This window comes from Klebsiella sp. 141251, from assembly GCF_050600725.1.
GTDB lineage: Bacteria > Pseudomonadota > Gammaproteobacteria > Enterobacterales > Enterobacteriaceae > Klebsiella > Klebsiella aerogenes.
The window spans coordinates 768,517-793,782 of the sequence record NZ_JAQIRG010000001.1 but is presented as its reverse complement, the minus strand read 5'-3'; the positions used below and the strand labels follow the sequence as shown (position 1 = coordinate 793,782).

Below are 25,266 nucleotides of genomic sequence, written 5' to 3'. Positions count from 1 at the left end.
GCGGCTTGTATTGTATTAATTTTACTTATGGCAGGCGGTTCAGCTCACTCGCAATCGCGGTGGCTTCCTGGCTCCAGGCTTGCGCCAGGGTCTTAACCATCGCGTCGTAGCCATCCTGCTGTTGCTTAAGTTCAATATTGAACGGACGCTTAATTAACTGCCCCTGATGCTTAAGCAGCCATTCACCGCTAACGATGACCCGGCCGTCGTAGCGACCGTGGAAACCGCTTACGGAGACGTTAAGCGTATCCTGCTCGCTGCCTAACGGCTGCGATGCCACCACCCAGCCCGGCAGTTGGTTACTCAGATTCGCCACCAGCGTGGTACGTAACTGCTGGTCCAGCGGGCTGGCCCACAGATTGTTATTAGCAATCACATACTGCACATCGGTCGTCTGATAAACCACGCCATTGCCGGCCAGATAATCAGGGATACTGACCTGCTCAACCCACAGCAAATTCTTGCTCTGGTTGACGGCGCTTTGCGCGCCGCTCTTTGCTACCGGTAACTGATAGTAAGTTTTACTCTCACCACCGCTGCTGCAGGCCGTCAGTACGCATACCGCTGCCGCCACTAACCACTTTTTCATTGTTTCGCTCCCTTCGGCTGCGGATCTTTTTTATCCTTGGCCTCAAATACCAGCGCATTGCTCTTGTCGTTGAGGGTTTTCAGTACCGGCTGCAGTTCACGAAGCACTTGATCCAGCCGCTGCATATCCGCAACCATCTTATTGTAGGCCGCCGAGCCCGGCTGGAAGCCCTGCATACTGCGATTCAACTCGCGCAACGTGCTCTGCATATCGGCAGGAAGCTGCTGCATCGACTGGCTTGAAGTGATCTTATTCAAGTTGTCGAGCGTAGTCTGGACACGCTGCATGGTTTTCTGGCTCTGCGCCAGGGTACTGGTCGCCTGCTCCAGCAGTGGGTTAATCGGCAGGTTGTTAATCTTATCGAGCGCATCCATCAGACGCTGCTGGATCTGCGCCAGACCGCCGCTGACGGTTGGAATGATCGGATAGCCGCCGAACTCCTGAATCTTGCCGCGCGGAGGCGCTTTCGGATAGAAGTCGAGATCGATATACAGCGCCCCGGTGACCAGGTTGCCGGTTTTCAGCGAACCGCGCAGGCCGCGGTTGATCAGATCGTCAATATGCGCGCGAATGTTAGGGTCGCCGCCCAGCTGGTTGATTAGACGTTCCGGCTCAATACGCACTTCTACCGGGATACGATAATCATCGTTCAGGCTCTGTTTCAAACCGGGGATAAAGAACGGTACTTTGCCGACGGTACCAAGGCGAATACCGCGGAATTCAACCGGCGCTCCCGGCTGCAGACCACGCACCGAATCTTTAAAGAACAGGACGTAATCGATATGCTGGGTGAACACCGAATCCTGGATACTCTTCTGATCGTCAAACAGGTGGTATTCCGTTTTATTCGCCACCGGCTCGCCGAGATCCAATCCTTCCGGAATATCAAAGCTTACACCGCCGCCAAACAGCGTCGACAGCGATCCCATCTCAACGCGCATTCCCGCAGAGGTAAGATCAACCGCAATACCACTATCTTTCCAGAAGCGAACGTTAGTGGTCACCAGACGGTCGTTCGGCGCGTTGATAAACAGCTGATAAGTGATGCGGCGCTTCTGCGTATCAAAGGTGCTGGTTTCAACCGAACCAACGCGATAGCCGCGGAACAGCACCGGATCGCCGGGCGAGAGTTGCCCGGCTTTGCTACTTTCCAGCAAAACACGGATACCTTTGGCATCCGGTGAAGCCAGTGGCGGCGAATCCAACAGCGGATACTGCGGCGCGACAGAGCCTTCTTTACCCGGCTGTAATTCGATATAGGCGCCGGAAAGCAAAGTGCCGAGGCCGCTGATCCCCTCGCGCCCCACCTGCGGTTTCACCACCCAGAACACCGAATCTTTATGCAGTAGCTTCTGCATCCCCGAGTTCAGACGCGCTTTAATTTCTACGTGTTTCAGGTCATCAGTCAGGATAGCGCTTTCCACCACCCCGACATCAACGCTGCGGCTCTTGATACGCGTTTTACCCCCTTCAATGCCTTCGGCGTTGGTGGTAATAAGCGTCACCTCCGGCCCCTGATGGCTGTAGTGGTAAAACAGTATCCATGCGCCGATGAGCACAGTCACAATCGGAAAGATCCAGACCGGTGACCAGTTCTTCACCTTCTGCACTTTCGCTTCTCCGCTCTTATTTTCCATGCTGTTGCATTTCCTCATGGCTTGGATCTGGTTCACGGTCCCACAATAGACGTGGGTCAAACATCATGGCCGAGAACATGGTCATGACAACGACCAGCGCGAACATCACCGCGCCTATCGCCGGATAGATATTCATCAAGCCTCCCATGCGCACCAGCGCCGAGAGTACCGCGATGACAAAAACGTCGATCATTGACCAACGGCCAACAAATTCAACCACTTCATAAATCAGGTGCATACGCTCTGAATCACGCGCGCCGTTTCCGTTCGCGCTCCAGCACAGCCAGCCGATAGCGATCATTTTTAACGTCGGCACCATGATACTGGCGATAAAGATAACCAGCGCGACCGGGTAAGAGCCCTCACTCCACAGCAGAACGACGCCCGCCATGATTGTCGACGGCATTTTATCGCCCAGCAGATCGGTAATCATAATCGGCAGAATATTGGCGGGTAAATAGAGCACAAACGACGTCATCAGCAGCGCCAGCGTCCACTGCAGGCTGTTTTTACGCCGCGGGGTACCTTTGGTGCGACAGCGCGGACACTCTTTCTCATCCGCTGGCAGCACCGCCGTGCAGCACGAGCAGGAGCGCAGACCCTGACGCAGCCCCGGCACGCCAGGGCGCAGCGGCTGCTTGATGACCGGCATTGGCGCAATATCGTCCCACAGCCAGCGGCGATCGACGCACTGAAACGCCCGCAACTGCAGCAGGCAGAACAGACACCAGGGAACAAAGCTCAGTCCAACGCCGATATCACCGTAGGCCATGAGTTTAACGAAGCTGACCAGCACCCCGGCGAGGAAAATCTCGGCCATCCCCCAGCTTTTGAGGTGAAACAAAATCCGCGCCAGAAACGCCTTCAAGCGTGAAGGCATATGAACGCGATTGACCAACAATAATATGGTCACCAGACAAAACGCCGGGACCAGTTGGACAAACAGTAAAAAGAACGTACCAAGGCTGGCGTAATCCTCGGTGAACAGCACGTTTGGTATTTCCAGCAGCTCAATTTCGCTGCTGATCCCGCCGACTTTCATATAAACAAAAGGGAACAGGTTTGCCAGTAGCAGCATGAACAGCGCCACCAGCGCATAGGCCGTGGGACGCTGCCGCGGCGCGTCCCACGATGTGGTGAGCGTGGTGCCGCAGCGTGGGCATGCGGCTTTCTGGCGATGCTCCAGCGGCGGCAAAGCCACCAGCAGATCACATTGTGGGCACAATATGTGCCGCGCAGCATGATGATGATCGCACATGAACACTCCTCAGCTTAAGCGCCGTTTTTGAGTCCTTCGAGATATTCCCAGCGTTCAAAGGCCGCTTCCAGGGCCTGTTCCGCTTCCGCTAACTGCGCCAGCACCTGCTGGGTCTGGTCATGCGGCTGGCCGAAGAACGAAGGATCGGCAACTTTTTCCTGCAGCGTCTGCAGTTGAATTTCCAGATCTTCCAGCTTCTGCGGCAGCTGTTCCAGTTCGCGCTGCAGGTTATAGCTTAGTTTGCTGGCGGCGCGTTTGACACTTTCTGCTTTCGGTTGAGCGACTTCCGCCGGTTTTTTTACAATCGTCTGTTTATTCGCCAGCGACTGCGCTTGCTGTCCGCGCGCGTCGTGATAACCGCCGATATATTGGCCGATACGGCCGCCGCCCTCGAAGATCCAGCACTCGGTCACGGTGTTGTCGACAAACTGACGATCGTGGCTCACCAGCATCACGGTGCCCTGGTAGCCATCGATCAGCTCTTCCAGCAGCTCCAGCGTTTCGACATCAAGGTCGTTAGTCGGTTCATCGAGGATCAATAAGTTACTGGGTTTCAGGAACAAGCGCGCGAGCAGCAGGCGGTTACGCTCCCCGCCGGACAACGCGCGTACCGGAGTCATCGCCCGTTTTGGATGGAACAGGAAGTCCTGCAGATAGCCCAACACGTGACGCGGCTTACCGTTAACCATCACCTCTTGCTTACCTTCCGCAAGGTTATCCATCACCGTCCGATCCGGATCCAGCTCCGCGCGGTGCTGGTCGAAGTAGGCGACTTCCAGCTTGGTACCGACGTGAATACGCCCGCTATCGGCCTGTAGCTGGCCGAGCATCAGCTTCAGCAACGTGGTTTTACCGCAGCCGTTCGGGCCAATCAGCGCAATCTTGTCGCCACGCTGGATTTGCGCGGAGAAATCTTTGACCAGCACTTTGCCGTCAACCTGATAGTTGACGTTTTCCATCTCAAAGACGATTTTGCCGGAGCGAGAAGCCTCCTCGACCTGCATCTTCGCGCTGCCCATCACTTCACGGCGTTCGCCGCGCTCGCGACGCATCGCCTTCAGCGCGCGGACGCGCCCTTCGTTGCGGGTACGACGCGCTTTAATCCCCTGGCGGATCCACACCTCTTCCTGCGCCAGCTTGCGGTCGAATTCAGCATTCTGCAGCTCTTCGACGCGCAGCGCTTCTTCTTTATCCAGCAGATATTGATCGTAATTGCCCGGATAGGTCACCAGCTTGCCGCGATCGAGGTCGACGATGCGCGTTGCCATATTGCGGATGAAAGAACGGTCGTGCGAAATAAAGATGATGGTGCCTTTAAAGGATTTGAGGAACCCTTCCAGCCAGTCGATAGTTTCGATATCGAGGTGGTTGGTCGGTTCATCCAGCAGCAGCACGCGCGGCCCGCTGACCAGCGCGCGACCCAGCGCCGCTTTACGCAGCCAGCCGCCGGAGAGCGACGCCAGCTGCGCGTCGGCGTTAAGGCCAAGCTGCTCGATCACTTCATTAATACGGCTATCTAACTGCCACAGCCCAAGGTTATCCAGCTGTTCCTGCAGGCGAGCCAGTTCATTTAAATTTTTGTCGCTCGGATCGGTCATCACCTGATGCGAAACATCATGGTAGGATTTCAGGTACGCCGCCTGCTCGGCAATACCTTCCGCGACAAAATCGTACACCGTGCCGGCGACATTACGCGGAGGATCCTGCTGCAGACGCGCGACGATCAGATCCTGTTCATAAATAATACGCCCATCGTCCAGCCCCTGCTCGCGGTTGAGGATTTTCATCAGGGTCGATTTGCCGGCGCCGTTACGCCCTACCAGGCAGACGCGTTCGTTATCTTCGATATGCAGTTCAGCGTTATCCAGCAGCGGCGCATCGCTGAACGAAAGCCAGGCGCCGTGCATACTAATCAGTGACATTCTTTATTCCTTTCAGGCCGCGGTAATCAGCCAGCAGTTGTGGATCTGACGGTTGCGGGCAAAATCCTGCGACAGCGTTTTTTGCGAAATTTCTTGCGCCTTCAGGCCAAGCGCCGCCAGCCCGTCATGATCCATACGGAAACCGCGTTTGTTATTCGAGAACATAATCGTGCCGCCTTTACGCAGCAGACGTTTTAAATCGGTCATCAGACGGATATGGTCGCGCTGCACGTCAAAGGCATCTTCCATACGTTTGGAGTTGGAGAAGGTCGGCGGATCGATAAAGATCAGATCGAACTGCTCGGTGCTTTCCCGCAGCCAACCCAGTACGTCCGCCTGCATCAGGCGATGCGCGCGGCCGGTTAAGCCGTTCAGACGCAGGTTGCGTTCCGCCCACTCCAGATAGGTGCGCGACATATCGACGGTCGTGGTGGAGCGCGCGCCGCCGAGACCGGCGTGGACGCTGGCGCTGCCGGTATAGGAGAACAGGTTGAGGAAATCCTTACCCTTGCTCATCTGGCCCAGCATACGACGGGCAATACGGTGGTCGAGGAACAGACCGGTGTCGAGATAGTCGGTAAGGTTAACCCACAGACGCGCGTTATACTCCTGTACCTCGATAAAGTCGCCCTTCTCCGCCATCTTCTGGTACTGATTTTTACCCTTCTGCCGCTCGCGGGTCTTCAGCACCAGCTTATTCGGCGCGATCCCTAACACCGCGATAGTCGCGGCGATAATATCGAACAGACGCTGGCGCGCTTTGTGCGCATCGACGGTTTTCGGCGGCGCATACTCCTGCACCACCACCCACTCGCCGTAGCGGTCAATAGCCACGTTGTATTCCGGCAAATCGGCATCGTACAGGCGATAGCATTCAATGCCTTCCTGACGCGCCCACTTTTCAAACTTCTTCAGGTTTTTACGTAAGCGGTTGGCGAAATCTTCCGCCAGCATCGCCGGCTTGCCGCCTTCGCTTTCCGCCAGATGATAGTTCTTCTGTACGCAGTCCAGCGGGCCGTTTTTGGCTTTAAACTGTTTATCGGCACGCAGTTGCAGGCAGCTCAGCAATTCCGGCGAGGCGCTGAAGACCGACAGGTTCCAGCCGCCAAACTGGTTTTTCATAATCCGCCCCAGCAGGCTGTGCAGGGCAATCAGCGCCGGTTCGCTTTCCAGGCGCTCGCCGTACGGCGGGTTGCTGATAACGGTGCCGTACGGGCCTTTCGGCAGCGGATTATTGAGCTGTGCGACGTCTTTCACTTCAAAGTTGATGAGCTCGCCAATTCCGGCGCGGCGGGCGTTGCGGCGCGCGCGTTCAATCACGCGCTCGTCGACGTCAGAACCATAGAAGCGCGATTCATAAGCGGCCAGCCCCTGGCGCGCGCGCGTTTGTGCCTCGGCTTTCACCTCTTTCCAGATGACGTCATCATGCTGTGCCCAACCGCCAAAGCCCCAGTGGCCGCGGTGCAGGCCCGGCGCGCGATCGGTCGCCAGCATCGCCGCTTCAATCAGCAGTGTGCCGGAGCCGCACATCGGATCGAGCAGCGGTGTTCCCGCTACCCAGCCGGAGCGCATAACGATTGCCGCCGCGAGGTTTTCTTTGATAGGCGCCATGCCGGTACCGTCACGGTAGCCGCGCAGATGCAGGCCTTCGCCGCTCAGATCCAGCGAGATATGCGCCGTCTCTTTGTTCAGCCAGACGTTGATACGCAGATCGGGGTTTTCACGATCGACATTCGGACGCGGCAGGTTTTTACGTGTGAAGCTATCGACGATAGCGTCTTTGACTTTCAATGCGCCATACTGACTGTTGCGGATCTCCTCGTTGAGGCCGCTAAAATGCACCGCAAAGGTGGCGTCAGTGGTAAAGATCTCCGTCCACGGAATCGATTGAACCCCCAGGTAGAGATCCAGATCGCTATACACGCTGCACTCACCCAGCGGCAGCATGATGCGCGAGGCCAGCCGGCTCCACATCAGGCTTTGATACAGCAGTCGCGTATCTCCCTGAAAATGAACCCCGCCCTGGACAACCTGGCACTCCGTGGCGCCAAGTCCTTCCAGTTCAGTTTTTAACAGCTCTTCAAGACCACGAGCCGTGCTGGCAAACAGAGATTTCATATCGTCACTTTTACTTAAAGAAAATTGGTGCGCATTATAGCCAATATGTGCCCTATGTCATAAAGTTAAAGGCTTATTTTTGAACCCAGGGGCAGCGTATGGTAACGCTATCGAAACTTTTTATTCATCCCGTCAAATCCATGCGCGGAATTGGCGTCACCCATGCCTTTGCCGATATTAGCGGCATGGCCTTCGACCGCATCTTTATGCTGACCGAAACCGACGGTACGTTTATTACCGCGCGTCAGTTTCCGCAGATGGTAAAATTCCTGCCTTCTCCGCTTCACGACGGCCTGCATTTGACCGCGCCGGATGGCAGCAGCGCGCTGGTGCGCTTTGATGATTTCGCTCCCCAGAGCGAGCCGACGGAGGTCTGGGGCAACCATTTCACCGCCTTGATCGCGCCAGCCGCCATCAACCAGTGGCTCAGCGGCTTCTTCAACCGCGACGTCCAACTGCGCTGGCTCGGGCCGCAGCTAACCCGGCGAGTAAAACGTCACGACGCGGTGCCGCTCTCCTTCGCCGACGGTTATCCCTACCTGCTCGCCAACGAGGCCTCGCTTCGCGACCTGCAGCAGCGGTGCCCTGCCAGCGTAAGCATAGAACAATTTCGCCCTAATCTGGTGGTCACCGGCGCGGCGGCGTGGGATGAAGATAGCTGGAAAGTCATTCGCATCGGCGAGGTAGTATTTGACGTCGCCAAACCCTGCAGCCGCTGCATTTTTACCACCGTCAGCCCGGAACGTGGGCAAAAGCATCCGTCCGGCGAGCCGCTGGAGACGTTAAAGCGTTTTCGTACCGCGCAGGATAATGGCGATGTCGATTTTGGCCAGAATCTGATCGCCCGCAACAGCGGCGTGATCCGCGTGGGTGATGAAGTGGAAGTGCTGACCCGTGGTCCGGCTAAAGCCTATGGCGCCGGCGATAGCGACGATACCCTGGCGGCGGATACGCAGCCAAAAGCGACGGTTGAGATTGAGTGGCAAGAGCAACAGTTTACCGGCAATAACCAGCAGGTACTGCTGGAGCAACTGGAACAACAGGGTATTCGTATCCCTTATTCCTGCCGCGCCGGGATCTGCGGCAGCTGTCGTATCCGCCTCGAAGAGGGAGAAGTGAGTCCGTTAAAGAAAAATGCGGTCGCCGCGGATGGCACCATTTTATGCTGCAGCTGCGTACCGAAAACCGCGCTGCGCCTGGCGCCTTAAACCGCCTGCCCGAGGCTGTAGCTGGCCGCGCTCTGCGCCGGCTGCAGCCTGTCATTCATAATTTTTATCACATCGCCTAACTGCATCACCCGGCCAGCCAGAGTTAGTCCAGGCTGCGCCAGCAGGCAAAGCGTGGCGTTTTCACCCGGTTCGACCACCAGCAAATTGACCTGCTCGCCGGTATCGCTGATCCACACGCTGGCAGCGTCGCCGCTGGCGGGTTGCCAGTTCTGCTGATGCGTGGTGAAATGCCAGCTCTTCGGCATCTGCGGTTTTAGAAAACGGATCGCGGTTAAGGCATTTAATACTAATTCGGCACGCTGCTCTTTGTTTAATTCAATTTCGCGGCATTTTTCTTCAAAAGAAAAATAAAGCGCCGCGTCATCGACGCAGAATCCCGACGGTGCGAAAGCGTCAGGCGTTAACATGCGCCGGGCAAAACGTGAGCGAAATAACATACCATTGGCCAGATCGAGCATCATGCGGTCATGCTCTTCGTCGTAATACCAACGCCAGTTATCGTCAGGTTTAATCCGCATTTCTACCCCCGTCCTCTTCCACTTCCTTCTGCAAAGCAATGGCATCCTGCTACAGAATAATTTCTAAAATTAAGAAAAGACTAAAATGTCTAAATAAGCAACAATGAAGGAATATAAAACAACCAGGGCCGGAAATAAAGCCCTGGGGAAGATTCAGAGACGGAAAAGATTAGATGTGTGTAACAATTTCTTTAATCAGCGGCGGGCCTTTAAAAATAAACCCGGAATAAATCTGCACCAGCGTGGCGCCAGCAGCCAGCTTTTCACGAGCGGCAATCACCGAGTCAATACCGCCAACTCCGATAATTGGCAAACGACCATTTAATTCCGTCGCCAGCATACGAATAATTTCGGTGCTTTTTAATTGTAATGGACGACCACTCAACCCACCGGTTTCATCACAATGCTTCATCCCCTGGACCAGTGAACGATCGAGGGTGGTATTGGTAGCAATGACGCCATCAATATTATGGCGAACTAAGCTGTCGGCCACCTGGATCAATTCCTCGACGGAAAGATCCGGGGCGATCTTCACCGCCACAGGAACATATTTTTGATGTTTCTGTTGAAGTTCGAGCTGCTTATTTTTAATACCGCCGAGTAAATCATCCAGCGCTTCACCATATTGTAGAGTACGTAGCCCTGGGGTATTCGGCGAGGAGATATTAATGGCGATATATCCAGCGTATGGATAGACTTTTTCCATACAAATCAGATAATCATCTTTACCCTGCTCAACCGGGGTATCTTTATTTTTACCGATATTAATCCCCAGTACGCCGTCAAAATGCGCTTTTTTCACATTCTCGACCAGGTTATCAACACCGTGGTTATTAAAGCCCATGCGGTTGATCAAACCTTCGGCATCGACGAGACGGAAGATCCTCGGCTTGTCATTGCCCGGCTGTGGACGCGGGGTTACGGTACCAATTTCAATTGAGCCGAAGCCCATCGCACCGAGCGCATCAATGCACTCGCCGTTTTTATCAAGCCCGGCCGCCAGCCCCAGCGGATTCTTGAAAGTGAGCCCCATGCAGGTAACGGGTTTCGACGGTACTTTTTGCCGAACCAGTATTTCCAGCGGCGTGCCGGTTACGCGGCGTAATTGTTGGAAGGTTACTTCATGAGCGCGCTCAGGATCGAGCTGAAAAAGAGCTTTACGAACGAAGGGATAGTACATGAACTCTCCTGGATTCCCGGTGTGCAAACCGGGGGCGTATTATGTTCGATCCGCGCCCGAAAGGGAATTGACCTGCGACAAAAAATCACGTGTCCAACGCAAACGTTTACTTCTCTACCGCCTGTTATGCGCATTTTGGCAATTTAACGCCGGAAAAATCATTTAGGGAAATAAACGCCCTCTGTCACACTGCCATAAAATGTTATCAATTATAGATAAATGCAAACATTTGGTTATAAGGAGAGAGTATGCGCGTTATTACACTCGCGGGCAGTCCCCGCTACCCTTCTCGCTCAAGCGCATTGCTGGAGTACACCAGAGAGAAACTTGCCGCAGCCGACATCGAAGTCTATCACTGGCATTTACAGAATTTTGATCCCGAAGATCTGCTTTACGCCCGCTTCGATAACCCCGCTCTGCATACCTTAAATGAACAACTGGCCGGCGCCGATGGCCTGATTATCGCTACCCCCGTCTATAAAGCCTCTTTTTCCGGCGCGCTGAAGACGCTGCTCGATCTGCTGCCGGAACGCGCTCTGGAAGGCAAAATTGTCCTGCCGCTGGCGACAGGCGGCACCATCGCCCATATGCTGGCGGTCGATTACGCTCTGAAACCGGTGCTTAATGCCCTGAAAGCGCAGGAAATCTTACATGGCGTTTTCGCCGATGATAGCCAGGTCACCGATTATCAACACAAGCCGCAGTTCACACCGAATCTGCAAAACCGTCTCGACCAGGCGCTGGAGACCTTCTGGCAGGCGCTGAATCGCCGCAACAGCCGTATCTCCGGACTAAAGACATTACAGGGGGTTGAGCATGCTTAATCCTCTGCGCGCCCTGACTCTCGGCGGGCTACTCATGCTTTCCTTTATTACGCTTGCGGCCCCGCAGGCGCCGCAAGCGTTACGCATCGGCTATCAGAAAGGCAGCGTCAGTATGGTGCTGGCGAAGAGCCATCAGTTGCTGGAGCAGCGCTATCCGCAAACTAAGATCTCATGGGTCGAGTTTCCCGCCGGGCCGCAAATGCTGGAAGCGCTGAACGTCGGCAGTATTGATATCGGCAGTACTGGCGATATTCCACCAATTTTCGCTCAGGCTGCCGGCGCCGATCTGGTCTATATCGGCGCGGAACCCGCGAAACCGAAAGCGGAAGTGATTCTGGTCGCCGATAACAGCCCAATCAAAAGCGTGGCAGAACTGAAAGGACGTAAGGTGGCGTTCCAGAAGGGCTCCAGCTCGCACAATCTGCTGCTGCGCGCTCTGCAGCAGGCAGGCCTGAAATTCAGCGATATCCAGCCGGTATATCTTGCCCCCGCCGATGCCCGCGCCGCATTTCAGCAGGGTAATGTCGACGCCTGGGCTATCTGGGATCCCTATTACTCTGCGGCGCTGCTGCAAGGCGGGGTACGGGTACTGAAAGATGGTAGCGACCTGAAGCAGACCGGTTCGTTCTATCTTGCCGCCCGTCCTTATGCCGAAAAGAACGGCGCCTTTATCGAAGGCGTGTTGGCGACCTTTAGCCAGGCGGATGCCCTGACCATCAGCCATCGCCAGGAAAGTATTGCCCTGCTGGCCAAAACGATGGGGCTACCCGAAGCGGTAATCGCCAGCTATCTCGACCATCGTCCGCCAACCGCGATATCCCCGGTAAGCGCGGAAACGGCCGCTCGCCAACAGCAAACCGCCGATCTGTTCTATGAGAACAAGCTGGTACCGAAAAAAATCACTATTCAAAACCGTATCTGGCAGCCTGCCCCCGCACAAGGAGCGAAATCATGAGTCTGAATATGTTCTGGTTCTTACCCACCCACGGTGACGGCCGCTATCTGGGCACCGACGAAGGGGCGCGCCCGGTAGACTACAGCTATCTGCAGCAAATCGCCCAGACCGCCGACCGACTCGGCTTTACCGGCGTACTTATTCCCACCGGACGCTCCTGTGAAGATGCCTGGCTGGTTGCCGCTTCAATGATCCCCGTCACCCAGCGGCTGAAGTTCCTCGTCGCGCTGCGCCCAAGCGTCGTATCGCCTACCGTCGCCGCGCGCCAGGCAGCTACGCTTGATCGACTCTCTAATGGCCGGGCCTTGTTCAACCTGGTCACCGGCAGCGATCCAAATGAATTAGCCGGCGATGGCGTATTCCTCGACCACACCGAACGCTATGAAGCCTCCGCCGAGTTCACCCATATCTGGCGCAAGCTGATGGAAGGCGAAACCGTGACCTTTCACGGCAAACATCAGCACGTACGCGGGGCGAAACTGCTCTTCCCGCCGCAGCAACAGCCGCGACCGCCGCTCTACTTTGGCGGCTCCTCGGACGTTGCCCAGGATCTGGCCGCCGAACAGGTAGACCTCTATCTGACCTGGGGCGAACCGCCGGCGCAGGTGGCGGAAAAAATCGCCCAGGTGCGTGAGAAAGCCGCGCGCCTCGGCCGCAGCGTCCGCTTTGGTATTCGTTTACACGTGATTGTTCGCGAAACCAATGAAGAGGCATGGCAAGCGGCGGAAAGCTTAATTTCCCATCTGGATGACGAGACCATCGCCCGCGCGCAGGCAGCCTTCGCGCAAACCGATTCTGTTGGCCAGCACCGCATGGCGGCGCTGCACAACGGCCGTCGCGACAAATTGGAGATCAGCCCGAACCTGTGGGCCGGGGTCGGGCTGGCGCGCGGCGGCGCGGGCACTGCGCTGGTTGGCGATGCGGCCACCGTCGCTGAACGTATTAATGAATACGCCGAACTTGGCATCGACAGTTTTATCTTCTCCGGCTACCCGCACCTTGAGGAAGCCTGGCGAGTCGGCGAACTGCTGTTCCCGCTGCTCGATGTCAACGTTCCGACGATCCCTCAGCCGCAAAACCTGCGCCTGCAGGGGGAAGCGGTAGCGAATGAATTTATCCCGCGTAAAGCGGCGCAAAGTTAGGGAGCGAACTATGGCAGCCTCTTCGCAAAAACTTCTGTTACGCCTCGCCCCCTGGTTTTTACCGGTAGGCACCGTGTTGATCTGGCAATTGGCGTCCTCGGTAGGCTGGCTCTCAACCCGTATTCTCCCCTCTCCGGAGGGGGTACTGAAAGCCTTCTGGACGCTCTCCGCCAGCGGCGAACTGTGGCAACATCTGGCGATCAGTTCCTGGCGCGCCTTGCTTGGCTTCGCCATCGGCGGCTCCATCGGCCTGACGCTCGGGCTCATTAGCGGGCTCTCGCGTTGGGGCGAACGCCTGCTGGATACCTCCATCCAGATGTTGCGCAATGTGCCGCATCTGGCGCTGATCCCCCTGGTAATTTTGTGGTTCGGTATTGATGAAAGCGCCAAAATATTTCTTGTCGCGCTGGGGACGATGTTTCCGATTTATATCAATACCTGGCACGGCATTCGCAATATCGATCGCGGTCTGGTGGAAATGGCGCGTAGCTATGGCTTATCCGGATTCGCTCTTTTCCGCCACGTGATCCTCCCCGGCGCCCTGCCCTCGATTATGGTCGGCATTCGCTTCGCCCTCGGATTGATGTGGCTGACGCTTATCGTCGCTGAGACCATCTCCGCCAATGCCGGCATCGGCTATCTGGCGATGAACGCCCGCGAATTTCTGCAAACCGATGTGGTGGTGGTCGCCATTATTCTTTACGCCATACTCGGCAAGCTCGCCGATTTCAGCGCGCAACTGCTGGAACGCGTCTGGCTGCGCTGGAACCCGGCGTACCGTCTTCAGGAGGCTAACGCATGAATACTGCTCGTCTTAATCCCGGGATCCCGCTGTTACTCAATGGGGTCAGCAAACGCTACGGCGACAATGTCATTCTCAATGAGCTGGATTTACATATTCCTACCGGGCAATTTGTCGCGGTGGTCGGCCGCAGCGGCGGCGGTAAAAGCACCCTGTTGCGCCTGCTGGCCGGGTTGGAAAAACCCAACGGCGGCGAACTACTGGCAGGCGCGACGCCGCTTGCGCAGATTCAGGAGGATACGCGCATGATGTTCCAGGACGCGCGGTTGCTGCCCTGGAAGACGGTTATCGACAACGTTGGGCTTGGGCTGAAGGGCCAGTGGCGCGATGCCGCCCGCCAGGCGCTGGCCAGCGTCGGGCTGGAAGAGAGAGCCGATGAGTGGCCGGCCGCGCTTTCCGGCGGGCAAAAACAGCGCGTTGCGCTGGCCCGCGCGCTGATCCATCGCCCGCGTCTGCTGCTGCTGGATGAACCGCTAGGGGCGCTTGATGCCCTCACCCGCCTGGAAATGCAGGAATTGATTGTTTCGCTCTGGCAGGAGCACGGCTTTACCGTGTTGCTGGTAACCCATGATGTGAGTGAAGCGGTGGCGATGGCCGACCGGGTGCTGTTAATAGAAGAAAAGAAAATCGGCCTCGATTTGAACGTGGATATTCCACGTCCGCGGCGGTTCGGCTCGGCGAAGCTGGCGGAACTGGAAGCACAGGTGCTCGATCGGGTGATGAAGCGCGGCGACAGCGAGCGCGCGCCGCGTTTGTTTAGTCATGGCTAACTAACGTCCCCGGCCCGCGCTTCGCTCGGCCGGACTACCAAATCGCAAAGCGCTGTAGCCCCGGTAAGCGAGTGCGCCACCGGGGATTTTGCGGCCACCAACACCGGCAGTTTCAGCCAGCGTAGTGAACCCGGATAAGGCGCTTGCGCCGCTATCCGGGATTTGCACCGCCGTTACGCCAGCGCCTTGGCGATCTTCTCGAACAGATCGCCGGAGAGATTCTCCAGCCCTTTAAGCTGTTCCAGCGCCGCACGCATCTTGGCCTGACGTTTCTCATCGTAGCGTTTCAGACGAATCAGCGGCTCAATCAGACGCGACGCCACCTGCGGGTTGCGGCTATTGAGCTCGGTCAGCATTTCCACCAGGAACTGGTAACCGCTGCCGTCTTCGGCATGGAACGCCGCCGGGTTGCTACTCGCGAAGGCGCCGATCAGCGAACGTACCCGGTTCGGGTTGCTCATCGTGAATGAACGGTGCTTGAGCAATCCGCGTACCGTCTCAACCACATTGGCCGCCGGGCTGGTGGACTGCAGGATGAACCACTTGTCCATCACCAGACCGTCCTGGTGCCACTTATCGTCATACTCCTGCATCAATGCATCACGGCACGGCAACTCCGCCGCCACCGCCGACGACAGCGCAGCCAGCGCGTCGGTCATGTTGTCAGCATGATGATACTGGGCTTGCACTAGCTTATCTGCCAACTCAACATCGCCAAAAGCCAGATAGCGCAGGCAGGTATTGCGCAGAGAACGTTTACCGATATCGGCATGGTCTACGCGATAGCTGTCGAGCTTGTTGGCGTTGTAAACCACCAGCAACTCATCGGCCAGCTCTTTCGCCAGCGTACGGGTCAGCGCTTCGCGCACCGCCGCGATGGCAATCGGATCGATGATGGTGAACAGTTCAGCGATTTCGTTGGCCGACGGCAGCGTTAAAATTTCCGCCGCCAGCGCCGGATCGATTTTTTCGTCGAGCAGGATCGCGCGGAAGGCGTCAGCGACGTGGATCGGCAGCGACAGCGGCTGTCCCTGCTGATGACGATTAACGTTGAGCTTGATGTAGGTCGCCAGCAGACTCTGCGCGGCATCCCAGCGCGAGAAGTCGTTACGCGCGTGGCGCATCAGGAACGTCAGCTGCTGGTCGCTCCATTTATATTCAAGCTTGACCGGCGCGGAGAATTCACACAGCAGCGCCGGTACCGGCTGGAAGTAAACGTTATCAAAGACGAATGTCTGCTCCGCCTGGGTCACGTTCAGCACGTGGTGCACCGGATGACCGCCCTTCTGCAGCGGGATCGCTTTGCCTTCGTTATCGTACAGCTCGATACTGAACGGGATGTGCAACGGCTGCTTGTCGGCCTGTTCCGCGGTCGGCGGCGTACGCTGGCTGATAGTCAGCGTGTACTGCTCGGTTTCCGGGTTATAGTCGTCATGCACGGTCACGACCGGCGTGCCGGACTGGCTGTACCAGCGACGGAAATGCGACAGATCCACGTTCGAAGCATCTTCCATCGCCTGCACGAAATCATCGCAGGTGGCGGCGCTGCCGTCGTGGCGTTCAAAGTACAACTGCATCCCTTTCTGGAAATTGGCTTCGCCTAACAGGGTGTGCAGCATACGGATCACTTCCGCGCCCTTTTCGTAGACCGTCAGGGTGTAGAAGTTGTTCATTTCAATAACCATATCCGGACGGATCGGGTGCGCCATCGGGCTGGCGTCTTCGGCAAACTGCAGCCCGCGCATGGTACGCACGTTGTTGATACGGTTTACCGCACGCGAGCCGAGATCGGAACTGAACTCCTGATCGCGAAATACGGTCAGCCCTTCTTTCAGGCTGAGCTGGAACCAGTCGCGACAGGTCACACGGTTGCCGGTCCAGTTATGGAAATATTCGTGACCAATGACGCGCTCGATATCGAGATAGTCTTTATCGGTCGCGGTATCGGTACGGGCCAGCACATATTTAGAGTTAAAGACGTTGAGGCCTTTGTTCTCCATCGCGCCCATGTTGAAGAAGTCGACGGCGACGATCATATAGATGTCGAGGTCATATTCGAGACCGAAACGGGTTTCGTCCCACTTCATTGAGTTTTTCAGCGAGGTCATCGCCCACGGCGCGCGGTCGAGATTGCCGCGGTCAACGTACAGTTCGAGCGCGACTTCACGCCCGGAACGGGTGGTGAAGGTATCACGCAGCACGTCGAAATCGCCGGCCACCAGCGCGAACAGGTAACAGGGTTTTGGGAACGGATCCTGCCACTGGATCCAGTGACGGCCATTGTCCAGCTCGCCCTGCGCTACGCGGTTGCCGTTAGAAAGCAGGTAGGGGTATTTCGCTTTATCGGCGATGATTTTGGTGGTGAAGCGCGCCAGCACGTCCGGGCGGTCGAGGTACCAGGTAATATGGCGGAAGCCTTCTGCTTCGCACTGGGTACATAGCGCTTCGCCTGACTGATACAGGCCTTCCAGCGCGGTGTTCGCCGCCGGGCTAATTTCATTGACGATAGTCAGGGTGAAACTGTCCGGCAAACCGCTAATCACCAGCTGATTGTTTTCTTCTTTATAGTCGTTCCACGGCTGGCCGTTCACCTGCAGTGAAATCAGGGTCAGGTCTTCGCCATCCAGACGCAATGGCACATCAGACGCAGCCGCGTGACGGGAAACCTTACTCTCGGCCGTGACAACGGTTTTCGCGGCATCCAGGTCAAAGGTCAAATCAATATCGCTAATCAGATAATCCGGCGCACGGTAGTCGTGGCGGTATTTGGCTTGGGGCTGTTGTGTCATAAAAAACCTTTAGCGTGTCTGTAAAGTATCGGCTCCAGTCTATTCCTGTTGCGCAGATCGCGCTATGCAGAATCTTCATCTTTTCAACGTTCAACACGAAAATCGCTACATATTGATAACACATGAGGCACGAAATGCGCTCGACCCGGCGCAAAGCTTGTGGTGTGATCCGTGTTCAATATATTAAACTAGGCCTCGCAAATGACCGTCAGCGTTACCGTCGAGCCATCGCAGCAGGACAGCACCGGGTATTAAAGGTATACTCCGCCTCCTTTTTTCTGCTTTGGTTTGAATGGAACGCCCCAGTGAGAGGATGCTACTGCGCACCATGACACAATTCACTTCTCCTGTACTGCACTCGCTGCTTGATACGGATGCCTATAAGCTGCATATGCAGCAGGCCGTCTTCCACCGCTACTATGATGTGGAGGTGGCGGCAGAGTTCCGCTGCCGCGGAGACGATCTGCTCGGCATCTATGCCGACGCGATTCGCGAGCAGGTCGAAACCATGCGCGACCTGAAGCTGCAGGACGATGAGTATCACTGGCTGTCCACCCTGCCGTTCTTCTCGCAGGACTATCTCGACTGGCTGCGCGACTTCCGCTACGACCCGAGCCAGGTCACCGTCATCAACGATCATGGCAAGCTGAATATTCGCCTCGCCGGGCCGTGGCGCGAAGTGATCATGTGGGAAGTGCCGCTGCTGGCGGTCATCAGCGAACTGGTGCACCACTACCGTTCGCCGGAAATCGGCGTCGATCTGGCGCTGGAGACGCTCGAACATAAGCTTGCCGACTTCGCCGACATGACCGCCGACATCGATATGTCGGCATTCCGCCTGATGGATTTCGGCACCCGCCGCCGCTTCTCCCGTGAAGTACAGCAGGCTATCGTGCAGCGCTTGCAGCAGGAGCCGTGGTTTGTCGGCACCAGCAACTACGATCTGGCCCGCCGACTCAATTTAACCCCGATGGGCACCCAGGCGCACGAATGGTTCCAGGCCCACCAGCAAATCAGTCCAAACCTGGCCAGCAGCCAGCGCGCGGCGCTAGCCGCCTGGCTGGCGGAATATCCGGATCAACTGGGTATCGCCCTGACCGACTGCATCACCATGGACGCTTTCCTGCGTGATTTCGGTCCTGAATTCGCTACCCGCTATCAGGGACTGCGTCATGACTCCGGGGATCCGCTGGAGTGGGGCGAAAAAGCAATCGCCCATTATCAGAAATTGGGTATCGACCCGATGAGTAAAGTGCTGGTGTTCTCCGATAACCTCGACCTCGGCAAAGCGGTCGAACTGTATCGCCACTTCTCCTCGCGGGTGAAGCTCAGCTTCGGTATCGGCACCCGGTTAACCTGCGACATCCCACAGGTGAAACCGCTAAATATCGTAATAAAACTAGTAGAATGTAACGGCAAGCCGGTGGCGAAACTCTCCGATAGCCCGGGAAAAACCATCTGCCACGATAAGGCGTTCGTCCGCGCCCTGCGCGAGGCCTTCGACCTGCCGCCGATTAAAAAGGCGAGTTAATTTCAACAAGGAGCCTCTCAGGCTCCTTTTTCTTTATTATTTATTGTCAAATTATCCCTTTATGATGCGAATTCTGCTTGTCTGATGGAAGATGACAGGTAACATAGATATCCCCCCGTTGAAGGGGAAGAGACTTTTTTATTGGACTATATAGAGAGAATATTATGAGCGTTGTGCCTGTAGCCGACGTACTCCAGGGCCGCGTTGCCGTTGACAGCGAAGTCACCGTGCGCGGATGGGTGCGTACCCGCCGAGATTCTAAAGCTGGCTTTTCTTTCCTCGCCGTCTATGACGGTTCCTGCTTTGATCCTGTACAGGCCGTTATTAATAATTCTCTGCCCAATTACAATCAGGAAGTGTTGCGCCTGACCACCGGCTGCTCGGTTATCGTCACCGGTAAAGTCGTGGCCTCCCAGGGTCAGGGCCAGAGCTTTGAAATCCAGGCCTCCAGCGTGGAAGTCACCGGCTGGGTTGAAGATCCGGACACCTACCCGATGGCGGCGAAACGCCACAGCATCGAGTATCTGCGTGAAGTGGCGCACCTGCGTCCGCGCACCAACCTGATTGGCGCGGTAGCGCGCGTACGCCACACCCTGGCGCAGGCGCTGCATCGCTTCTTCGACGAACAGGGTTTCTTCTGGGTATCCACCCCGCTTATCACCGCTTCCGATACCGAAGGCGCCGGTGAAATGTTCCGCGTATCGACGCTGGATCTGGAAAACCTGCCGCGTAACGACCAGGGTAAAGTCGATTTCGATAAAGACTTCTTCGGTAAAGAGTCGTTCCTGACCGTTTCCGGCCAGTTGAACGGTGAGACCTATGCCTGCGCATTGTCCAAAATCTATACCTTCGGCCCAACCTTCCGCGCCGAAAACTCCAACACCAGCCGCCACCTGGCGGAGTTCTGGATGCTGGAGCCAGAAGTTGCCTTCGCCAGCCTCAACGATGTTGCCGGTCTGGCGGAAGCCATGCTGAAGTACGTCTTCAAGGCGGTACTGGAAGAGCGTGCGGATGACATGAAGTTCTTTGCCGAGCGCGTGGATAAAGACGCCATCGACCGTCTGCAGCGTTTTGTCTCTGCTGATTTCGCCCAGGTTGATTACACCGACGCCGTCACTATCCTGGAAAACTGCGGCAAGCAGTTTGAAAACCCGGTGTACTGGGGCGTGGATCTCTCCTCAGAGCATGAGCGTTATCTGGCCGAAGAGCACTTCAAAGCGCCTGTGGTCGTGAAAAACTATCCGAAAGACATTAAGGCGTTCTACATGCGCCTTAACGAAGACGGTAAAACCGTCGCCGCAATGGACGTTCTGGCGCCGGGCATCGGTGAAATCATCGGCGGCTCCCAGCGTGAAGAACGTCTCGACGTGCTGGACGCGCGTATGGCCGAAATGGGCCTGAATAAAGAAGACTACTGGTGGTATCGCGACCTGCGCCGTTACGGCACCGTACCGCATTCTGGCTTCGGTCTGGGCTTCGAGCGTCTTATCGCCTACGTAACAGGGGTACAGAACGTTCGCGACGTGATTCCTTTCCCACGTACGCCACGTAACGCCACATTCTAATCGCGTTTCGTTAAAACACTGACAAGGTCGGCGCAAGCCGGCCTTTTTTTATGTCAATTTTCGTGAGCGAATTTCAACAAACTTAAACATCAACCTTCACAATTCGTAATTATGTTACTCACTATTTCCTTACCCTTAGTACGTAGATTTCGCACCTTATGTTAAGACACAAATGAATACACTGATTGAATTGGCTATTTTTTAATCATTACGCGCACGTTATGCAAAAAAGGCGCCTGAACGAAAAAGGAGCCAAACTGAGACAAAAAATAATCAAATCTGTCTTTAGCGAAAATATTCATAACTAATTCATATAGATATATATAAGAAGGTGACAATCTTCGCAAAGTGGAACGGAATTTTGATTGAGTTCACAAAGTTCCCAAAAATAAATATTTGGTTACATGTTTTTTCTTTTTGTTACTATTTTACGATATTGGTAGCATTTTCCGGCTAGCGAAACGGCACTACCGATGGAAAGATGCCTTCAGACACCAAACTATCTTCAATAGTTCTGTAAATTTTCATTGACGGAATTTATTGGCGGCGGTGGCAAGTGTCATATAAAAAATATTAATGAGGGTAATAAATAATGATGAAGCGCAATATTCTGGCAGTGGTGATCCCTGCCCTGCTGGTAGCCGGTGCGGCCAACGCTGCGGAAATCTATAACAAAAATGGTAACAAGCTGGATTTCTACGGAAAAATGGTTGGCGAACATGTCTGGACCACCAATGGTGACACCAGCAGCGACGACACCACCTATGCCCGTATCGGCCTGAAAGGCGAAACCCAAATCAACGACCAGTTGATCGGTTACGGCCAGTGGGAATACAACATGGATGCGTCCAACGTTGAAGGTTCCCAGACCACTAAAACCCGTCTGGCCTTCGCCGGTCTGAAAGCGGGCGAATATGGTTCATTCGACTATGGCCGTAACTACGGCGCCATCTACGACGTCGAATCCGCAACCGATATGCTGGTTGAGTGGGGCGGCGACGGCTGGAACTACACCGATAACTACATGACCGGCCGTACTAACGGCGTGGCCACCTACCGTAACTCAGACTTCTTCGGTCTGGTTGACGGTCTGAGCTTCGCGCTGCAGTACCAGGGTAAAAACGATCACGACCGTGTGATTCGTAAACAGAACGGCGACGGCTTCAGCACCGCGGCAACCTACGCGTTTGATAACGGTATCGCGCTGTCCGCAGGTTACGCTAACTCCAACCGTAGCGTTGACCAGAAGCGCGACGGCAACGGTAACAAAGCTGAAGCATGGGCAACCTCTGCTAAGTACGATGCTAACAACATCTACGCCGCTGTTATGTACTCCCAGACTTACAACATGACCCCGGAAGAAGATAACTACTTCGCGGGCAAAACTCAGAACTTCGAAGCTGTGGTTCAGTATCAGTTCGATTTCGGTCTGCGTCCGTCCCTCGGCTACGTGCAGACTAAAGGTAAAAATCTGCAGGCTCGCGGCGGCTTCGGCGGCGGCGATGCGGACCTGGTTAAATACGTAGAACTGGGTACCTGGTACTACTTCAACAAAAACATGAACGTGTACGCGGCGTACAAGTTCAACCAACTGGACGACAATTCCTATACTCGTGAAGCAGGCGTTGCCACCGACGACCAGGCTGCGGTTGGTATCGTTTACCAGTTCTAATCTGTAGTACACCCCTTCGTGATATGCCTAAAAAGCAGGACTTCGGTCCTGCTTTTCTGCGTTACTAAGACGAAGATCGTAACTTGCAAAAACCTTCTCGCTTTTTGTCGCAAACGGTTGGCAATTTGTAAATCTACCGTTACCCTGATAGCGGATTTCCCTCAGTAATCACAATGGAACCTCGTCATGTTTGAGAACATTACAGCCGCCCCTGCCGACCCTATTCTGGGCCTGGCCGATCTGTTTCGTGCCGATGACCGCCCAGGCAAAATTAACCTCGGAATTGGTGTTTACAAAGATGAGACAGGTAAAACGCCTGTTCTGACCAGCGTAAAAAAAGCCGAGCAATATCTGCTGGAAAATGAAACCACCAAAAACTACCTCGGTATTGATGGTATTCCGGAGTTTGGTCGTTGCACTCAGGAGCTGCTGTTCGGTAAAGGAAGCGCAATTATCAGCGATAAGCGCGCCCGTACCGCCCAAACCCCAGGCGGCACCGGCGGCCTGCGCGTAGCGGCTGATTTCCTTGCCAAAAACACCGACGTTAAACGGGTATGGGTAAGCAACCCAAGCTGGCCGAACCATAAAAGCGTTTTCGGCGCTGCCGGGCTGGAAGTGCGTGAGTACGCTTACTACGATGCCGCTAACCACCAGCTTGATTTCGACGGTCTGCTGGCCAGCCTGAACGAAGCGCAGGCGGGCGACGTTGTGCTGTTCCACGGCTGCTGCCACAACCCAACCGGCATCGATCCAACGCTGGAACAGTGGCAACAGCTGGCGCAGATGTCCGCCGAAAAAGGCTGGCTGCCGCTGTTTGACTTCGCCTACCAGGGCTTCGCCCGCGGTCTGGAAGAAGACGCTGAAGGCCTGCGCGCGTTTGCCGCGCTGCATAAAGAGCTACTGGTCGCCAGCTCTTACTCGAAAAACTTCGGCCTGTATAACGAGCGCGTTGGCGCCTGTACGCTGGTTGCCGCCGATCAGGACACCGTCGATCGCGCGTTCAGCCAGATGAAAGCGGTTATCCGCGCCAACTACTCAAACCCGCCGGCGCACGGCGCCTCGGTGGTGGCGACGATTCTCAGCAACGACGCGCTGCGCGCCATCTGGGAACAAGAACTCACCGATATGCGCCAGCGTATTCAGCGCATGCGCTTACTGTTTGTGAATACTCTGCAGGAAAAAGGCGCCAGCCGCGACTTTACCTTCATCACCAAACAGAATGGGATGTTCTCGTTTAGCGGCCTGACCAAAGAGCAGGTACTGCGTCTGCGTGAAGAGTTCGCTATTTATGCGGTCGCGTCCGGGCGTATCAACGTTGCCGGCATGACGCCTGATAATATGGCGCCGCTGTGCGAAGCCATCGTCGCGGTGCTGTAATTCCCAGCCCTGACACATAAGAAAAGGCCGCAATCGCGGCCTTTTTTACTTCCTTGAGGTAAGGCATTACCAGACCGGCATTTCATCCTGCAGGAACGGATTATGCAGGCGCTCATATCCCAGCGTCGATAACGGGCCATGACCGGGGATAAACGTCACGTCGTCGCCCAAAGGCAACAGTTTACGTTTAATCGCATCAATCAGCTGGCCGTGGTCGCCGCGCGGGAAGTCGCTGCGTCCTACTCCGCCTTTGAAAATCACATCGCCGGAAATCAGCAGACGCGAGGCATCGTCAAAGAAAACCACGTGCCCCGGCGTATGGCCAGGACAGTGCAATACCTGCAAAGCGATATTGCCGACGGTTACCACATCCCCTTCATTCAGCCAGCGGTCCGGCTGCAAAGGCTGACATTCATCCAGCCCGAACATGCGGCTTTGCGCCGGCAATCCTTCCAGCCAGAACTCATCTTCTTTTTCCGGTCCAATAATTGGCACACCGTAATGTTGCGCCAGCTCGGCTGCCGCGCCGACGTGATCCAGGTGACCATGCGTCAACAGGATCTGCATCAGGCTGACGCCTGCCGCCGCGACTTCTTCCTTGATGCGCTCGGCATCGCCGCCAGGATCGACCAGAGCGGCAAGCCGGGTTTGTTCACACCAAATTAAAGAACAGTTCTGGGCGAACGCCGTGACCGGAATAATACGATAGTTCATGATGCTCCTTTCGTTACCAGTGCCGTACCGGACCGGTATCAATATGCACAAAGTTGCTACGTGGGTAGTATCCTACACCACCTGAGCGCATAGATAACGCCGCTTTGCGAATATTGCTTAAGGCAACGCCTTCAATGTGGAAATCCATCGCCTGGCCTTTGGTGTGATAGCTATGTTTCGCTACACCACGGCTTCGTGCGCGAAGTTCATCGTTGGTATCGACGGAGCGATAACCGGAGATGAGCTGGACAGGCTTATTGGTGCCGAGTAGTCCCTGTAGGCGATAAAGCTGATCGAATAATCCTGGGTCAATAGACTTAATTTTATTCGCGCGGAAATCACGGAAAAAATGGTTAAGTCTTGCTAATTCATCCTGAATATAGCCTCTACCATCGAAAAACTCCGCCTTGAGTGATTCACCGGTGTGCAGGTTATTCAGCGTCAAAATACGCGGTCGGGGGGTCGAGAGGGTGGCAAATGCCGGCGCAGGGAGAATGGCGGCAGCACCGAGGGCAGCGCCACCCAACGCCAGCAATCTGCGGCGATTAGCGTCAAATTTGTCCATGATAATCAGGTCTACAGGTAAATGAATCGTAATATACTATTCCGCTACAACGTATTTGGCTGACGACGCGCTAACGCTCCCTTACCGCTAATAAAGCTCAGCAGGAGAG

General features: G+C 55.5%; 20 protein-coding genes. 10 read left to right on the top strand and 10 right to left on the bottom strand.

Annotation, left to right across the window (positions count from 1 at the left end; all coding sequences use genetic code 11):
- Window positions 1–25: 25 nt before the first annotated feature.
- The 5 genes from pqiC to rlmKL are packed head-to-tail and all read right to left on the bottom strand — an operon-like array spanning window position 26 to window position 7,524.
- A complete protein-coding gene (gene pqiC / locus PGR09_RS03740; protein ID WP_015367436.1) occupies window positions 26–589 on the bottom strand; it encodes a membrane integrity-associated transporter subunit PqiC in 564 nt (187 codons plus the stop codon).
- Complete coding sequence (gene pqiB, locus PGR09_RS03735) at window positions 586–2,226, bottom strand: intermembrane transport protein PqiB (RefSeq protein WP_042892880.1); 1,641 nt, start codon at window positions 2,224–2,226, stop codon at window positions 586–588. The genes pqiC and pqiB overlap by 4 nt, the downstream gene beginning before the upstream one ends.
- Window positions 2,216–3,484: a membrane integrity-associated transporter subunit PqiA gene (gene pqiA, locus PGR09_RS03730; protein WP_063414327.1), complete on the bottom strand. Its 1,269-nt coding sequence runs from the start codon at window positions 3,482–3,484 to the stop codon at window positions 2,216–2,218. The genes pqiB and pqiA overlap by 11 nt, the downstream gene beginning before the upstream one ends.
- Window positions 3,485–3,498: 14 nt before the next feature.
- Complete coding sequence (locus PGR09_RS03725) at window positions 3,499–5,406, bottom strand: ABC transporter ATP-binding protein (RefSeq protein ID WP_063414325.1); 1,908 nt, start codon at window positions 5,404–5,406, stop codon at window positions 3,499–3,501.
- A 12-nt stretch (window positions 5,407–5,418) separates the two neighbouring features.
- Window positions 5,419–7,524 carry a bifunctional 23S rRNA (guanine(2069)-N(7))-methyltransferase RlmK/23S rRNA (guanine(2445)-N(2))-methyltransferase RlmL gene (gene rlmKL / locus PGR09_RS03720; RefSeq protein WP_047065508.1) on the bottom strand — a complete coding sequence of 702 codons (2,106 nt, stop codon included), beginning with the start codon at window positions 7,522–7,524 and terminating at the stop codon, window positions 5,419–5,421.
- Between the two features lie 98 nt (window positions 7,525–7,622).
- On the opposite strand from rlmKL, the gene PGR09_RS03715 reads away from it, so the two are divergent.
- The gene (locus tag PGR09_RS03715) at window positions 7,623–8,732 is read left to right on the top strand and encodes a YcbX family protein (RefSeq protein WP_430915798.1); all 1,110 of its coding nucleotides are present in this window, start codon (window positions 7,623–7,625) and stop codon (window positions 8,730–8,732) included.
- Here the strand turns inward: PGR09_RS03715 and zapC are convergent.
- Together zapC and pyrD are read right to left on the bottom strand one after the other, a co-directional pair.
- Window positions 8,729–9,271 (bottom strand): cell division protein ZapC, encoded by a 543-nt coding sequence (gene zapC / locus PGR09_RS03710; RefSeq protein ID WP_045395659.1) that lies wholly within the window; start codon window positions 9,269–9,271, stop codon window positions 8,729–8,731. The two genes, PGR09_RS03715 and zapC, sit on opposite strands and share 4 nt — an antisense overlap.
- 169 nt (window positions 9,272–9,440) lie before the next feature.
- Complete coding sequence (gene pyrD, locus PGR09_RS03705; RefSeq protein WP_020079247.1) at window positions 9,441–10,451, bottom strand: quinone-dependent dihydroorotate dehydrogenase; 1,011 nt, start codon at window positions 10,449–10,451, stop codon at window positions 9,441–9,443.
- A 248-nt stretch (window positions 10,452–10,699) separates the two neighbouring features.
- Here pyrD and ssuE point away from each other — a divergent pair, with 248 nt between their 5' ends.
- Genes ssuE through ssuB form a run of 5 tightly spaced genes read left to right on the top strand, consistent with a single transcriptional unit; the run spans window position 10,700 to window position 14,944 of the window.
- Window positions 10,700–11,275, top strand: a complete 576-nt coding sequence (gene ssuE / locus PGR09_RS03700) for an NADPH-dependent FMN reductase (RefSeq protein WP_045395662.1) — start codon at window positions 10,700–10,702, stop codon at window positions 11,273–11,275.
- Window positions 11,268–12,230 (top strand): sulfonate ABC transporter substrate-binding protein, encoded by a 963-nt coding sequence (locus PGR09_RS03695; protein WP_213797505.1) that lies wholly within the window; start codon window positions 11,268–11,270, stop codon window positions 12,228–12,230. Before ssuE ends, PGR09_RS03695 begins: the two co-directional genes overlap by 8 nt.
- Complete coding sequence (gene ssuD, locus PGR09_RS03690; RefSeq protein ID WP_045395668.1) at window positions 12,227–13,372, top strand: FMNH2-dependent alkanesulfonate monooxygenase; 1,146 nt, start codon at window positions 12,227–12,229, stop codon at window positions 13,370–13,372. The genes PGR09_RS03695 and ssuD overlap by 4 nt, the downstream gene beginning before the upstream one ends.
- A gap of 10 nt (window positions 13,373–13,382) precedes the next feature.
- Entirely contained in the window at window positions 13,383–14,174 is a 792-nt protein-coding gene (gene ssuC / locus PGR09_RS03685) for an aliphatic sulfonate ABC transporter permease SsuC (protein ID WP_015367447.1), read from the top strand.
- The gene (ssuB, locus tag PGR09_RS03680) at window positions 14,171–14,944 is read left to right on the top strand and encodes an aliphatic sulfonates ABC transporter ATP-binding protein (RefSeq protein WP_047045623.1); all 774 of its coding nucleotides are present in this window, start codon (window positions 14,171–14,173) and stop codon (window positions 14,942–14,944) included. The genes ssuC and ssuB overlap by 4 nt, the downstream gene beginning before the upstream one ends.
- A 173-nt stretch (window positions 14,945–15,117) precedes the next feature.
- Here ssuB and pepN read toward each other — a convergent pair whose 3' ends face one another.
- Window positions 15,118–17,733 (bottom strand): aminopeptidase N, encoded by a 2,616-nt coding sequence (gene pepN / locus PGR09_RS03675; RefSeq protein WP_047065518.1) that lies wholly within the window; start codon window positions 17,731–17,733, stop codon window positions 15,118–15,120.
- 328 nt (window positions 17,734–18,061) lie between these two features.
- Here pepN and pncB point away from each other — a divergent pair, with 328 nt between their 5' ends.
- The 4 genes from pncB to PGR09_RS03655 all read left to right on the top strand — a co-directional run bounded on the left by pncB (window position 18,062) and on the right by PGR09_RS03655 (window position 23,878).
- A complete protein-coding gene (gene pncB, locus PGR09_RS03670; protein ID WP_047065560.1) occupies window positions 18,062–19,264 on the top strand; it encodes a nicotinate phosphoribosyltransferase in 1,203 nt (400 codons plus the stop codon).
- 164 nt (window positions 19,265–19,428) lie between these two features.
- Complete coding sequence (asnS, locus tag PGR09_RS03665) at window positions 19,429–20,829, top strand: asparagine--tRNA ligase (protein ID WP_047045619.1); 1,401 nt, start codon at window positions 19,429–19,431, stop codon at window positions 20,827–20,829.
- Window positions 20,830–21,421: 592 nt separating this feature from the next.
- Complete coding sequence (gene ompK35 / locus PGR09_RS03660; RefSeq protein WP_213797511.1) at window positions 21,422–22,501, top strand: porin OmpK35; 1,080 nt, start codon at window positions 21,422–21,424, stop codon at window positions 22,499–22,501.
- A 186-nt stretch (window positions 22,502–22,687) separates the two neighbouring features.
- The gene (locus PGR09_RS03655; protein ID WP_045395708.1) at window positions 22,688–23,878 is read left to right on the top strand and encodes an amino acid aminotransferase; all 1,191 of its coding nucleotides are present in this window, start codon (window positions 22,688–22,690) and stop codon (window positions 23,876–23,878) included.
- 66 nt (window positions 23,879–23,944) lie between these two features.
- Here the strand turns inward: PGR09_RS03655 and PGR09_RS03650 are convergent, their stop codons facing one another.
- On the bottom strand, window positions 23,945–24,592 hold the full coding sequence (locus PGR09_RS03650; RefSeq protein WP_015367455.1) for an MBL fold metallo-hydrolase: 648 nt from the start codon (window positions 24,590–24,592) through the stop codon (window positions 23,945–23,947).
- Between the two features lie 13 nt (window positions 24,593–24,605).
- The gene (locus PGR09_RS03645; RefSeq protein ID WP_015367456.1) at window positions 24,606–25,157 is read right to left on the bottom strand and encodes a YcbK family protein; all 552 of its coding nucleotides are present in this window, start codon (window positions 25,155–25,157) and stop codon (window positions 24,606–24,608) included.
- Window positions 25,158–25,266 lie beyond the last annotated feature (109 nt).

Coding starts and splice junctions, on each gene's coding strand:
- pqiC (WP_015367436.1), bottom strand. CDS start 589: ATGAAAAAGTGGTTAGTGGCGGCAGCGGTATGCGTACTGACGGCCTGC.
- pqiB (WP_042892880.1), bottom strand. CDS start 2,226: ATGGAAAATAAGAGCGGAGAAGCGAAAGTGCAGAAGGTGAAGAACTGG.
- pqiA (WP_063414327.1), bottom strand. CDS start 3,484: ATGTGCGATCATCATCATGCTGCGCGGCACATATTGTGCCCACAATGT.
- PGR09_RS03725 (WP_063414325.1), bottom strand. CDS start 5,406: ATGTCACTGATTAGTATGCACGGCGCCTGGCTTTCGTTCAGCGATGCG.
- rlmKL (WP_047065508.1), bottom strand. CDS start 7,524: ATGAAATCTCTGTTTGCCAGCACGGCTCGTGGTCTTGAAGAGCTGTTA.
- PGR09_RS03715 (WP_430915798.1), top strand. CDS start 7,623: ATGGTAACGCTATCGAAACTTTTTATTCATCCCGTCAAATCCATGCGC.
- zapC (WP_045395659.1), bottom strand. CDS start 9,271: ATGCGGATTAAACCTGACGATAACTGGCGTTGGTATTACGACGAAGAG.
- pyrD (WP_020079247.1), bottom strand. CDS start 10,451: ATGTACTATCCCTTCGTTCGTAAAGCTCTTTTTCAGCTCGATCCTGAG.
- ssuE (WP_045395662.1), top strand. CDS start 10,700: ATGCGCGTTATTACACTCGCGGGCAGTCCCCGCTACCCTTCTCGCTCA.
- PGR09_RS03695 (WP_213797505.1), top strand. CDS start 11,268: ATGCTTAATCCTCTGCGCGCCCTGACTCTCGGCGGGCTACTCATGCTT.
- ssuD (WP_045395668.1), top strand. CDS start 12,227: ATGAGTCTGAATATGTTCTGGTTCTTACCCACCCACGGTGACGGCCGC.
- ssuC (WP_015367447.1), top strand. CDS start 13,383: ATGGCAGCCTCTTCGCAAAAACTTCTGTTACGCCTCGCCCCCTGGTTT.
- ssuB (WP_047045623.1), top strand. CDS start 14,171: ATGAATACTGCTCGTCTTAATCCCGGGATCCCGCTGTTACTCAATGGG.
- pepN (WP_047065518.1), bottom strand. CDS start 17,733: ATGACACAACAGCCCCAAGCCAAATACCGCCACGACTACCGTGCGCCG.
- pncB (WP_047065560.1), top strand. CDS start 18,062: ATGACACAATTCACTTCTCCTGTACTGCACTCGCTGCTTGATACGGAT.
- asnS (WP_047045619.1), top strand. CDS start 19,429: ATGAGCGTTGTGCCTGTAGCCGACGTACTCCAGGGCCGCGTTGCCGTT.
- ompK35 (WP_213797511.1), top strand. CDS start 21,422: ATGATGAAGCGCAATATTCTGGCAGTGGTGATCCCTGCCCTGCTGGTA.
- PGR09_RS03655 (WP_045395708.1), top strand. CDS start 22,688: ATGTTTGAGAACATTACAGCCGCCCCTGCCGACCCTATTCTGGGCCTG.
- PGR09_RS03650 (WP_015367455.1), bottom strand. CDS start 24,592: ATGAACTATCGTATTATTCCGGTCACGGCGTTCGCCCAGAACTGTTCT.
- PGR09_RS03645 (WP_015367456.1), bottom strand. CDS start 25,157: ATGGACAAATTTGACGCTAATCGCCGCAGATTGCTGGCGTTGGGTGGC.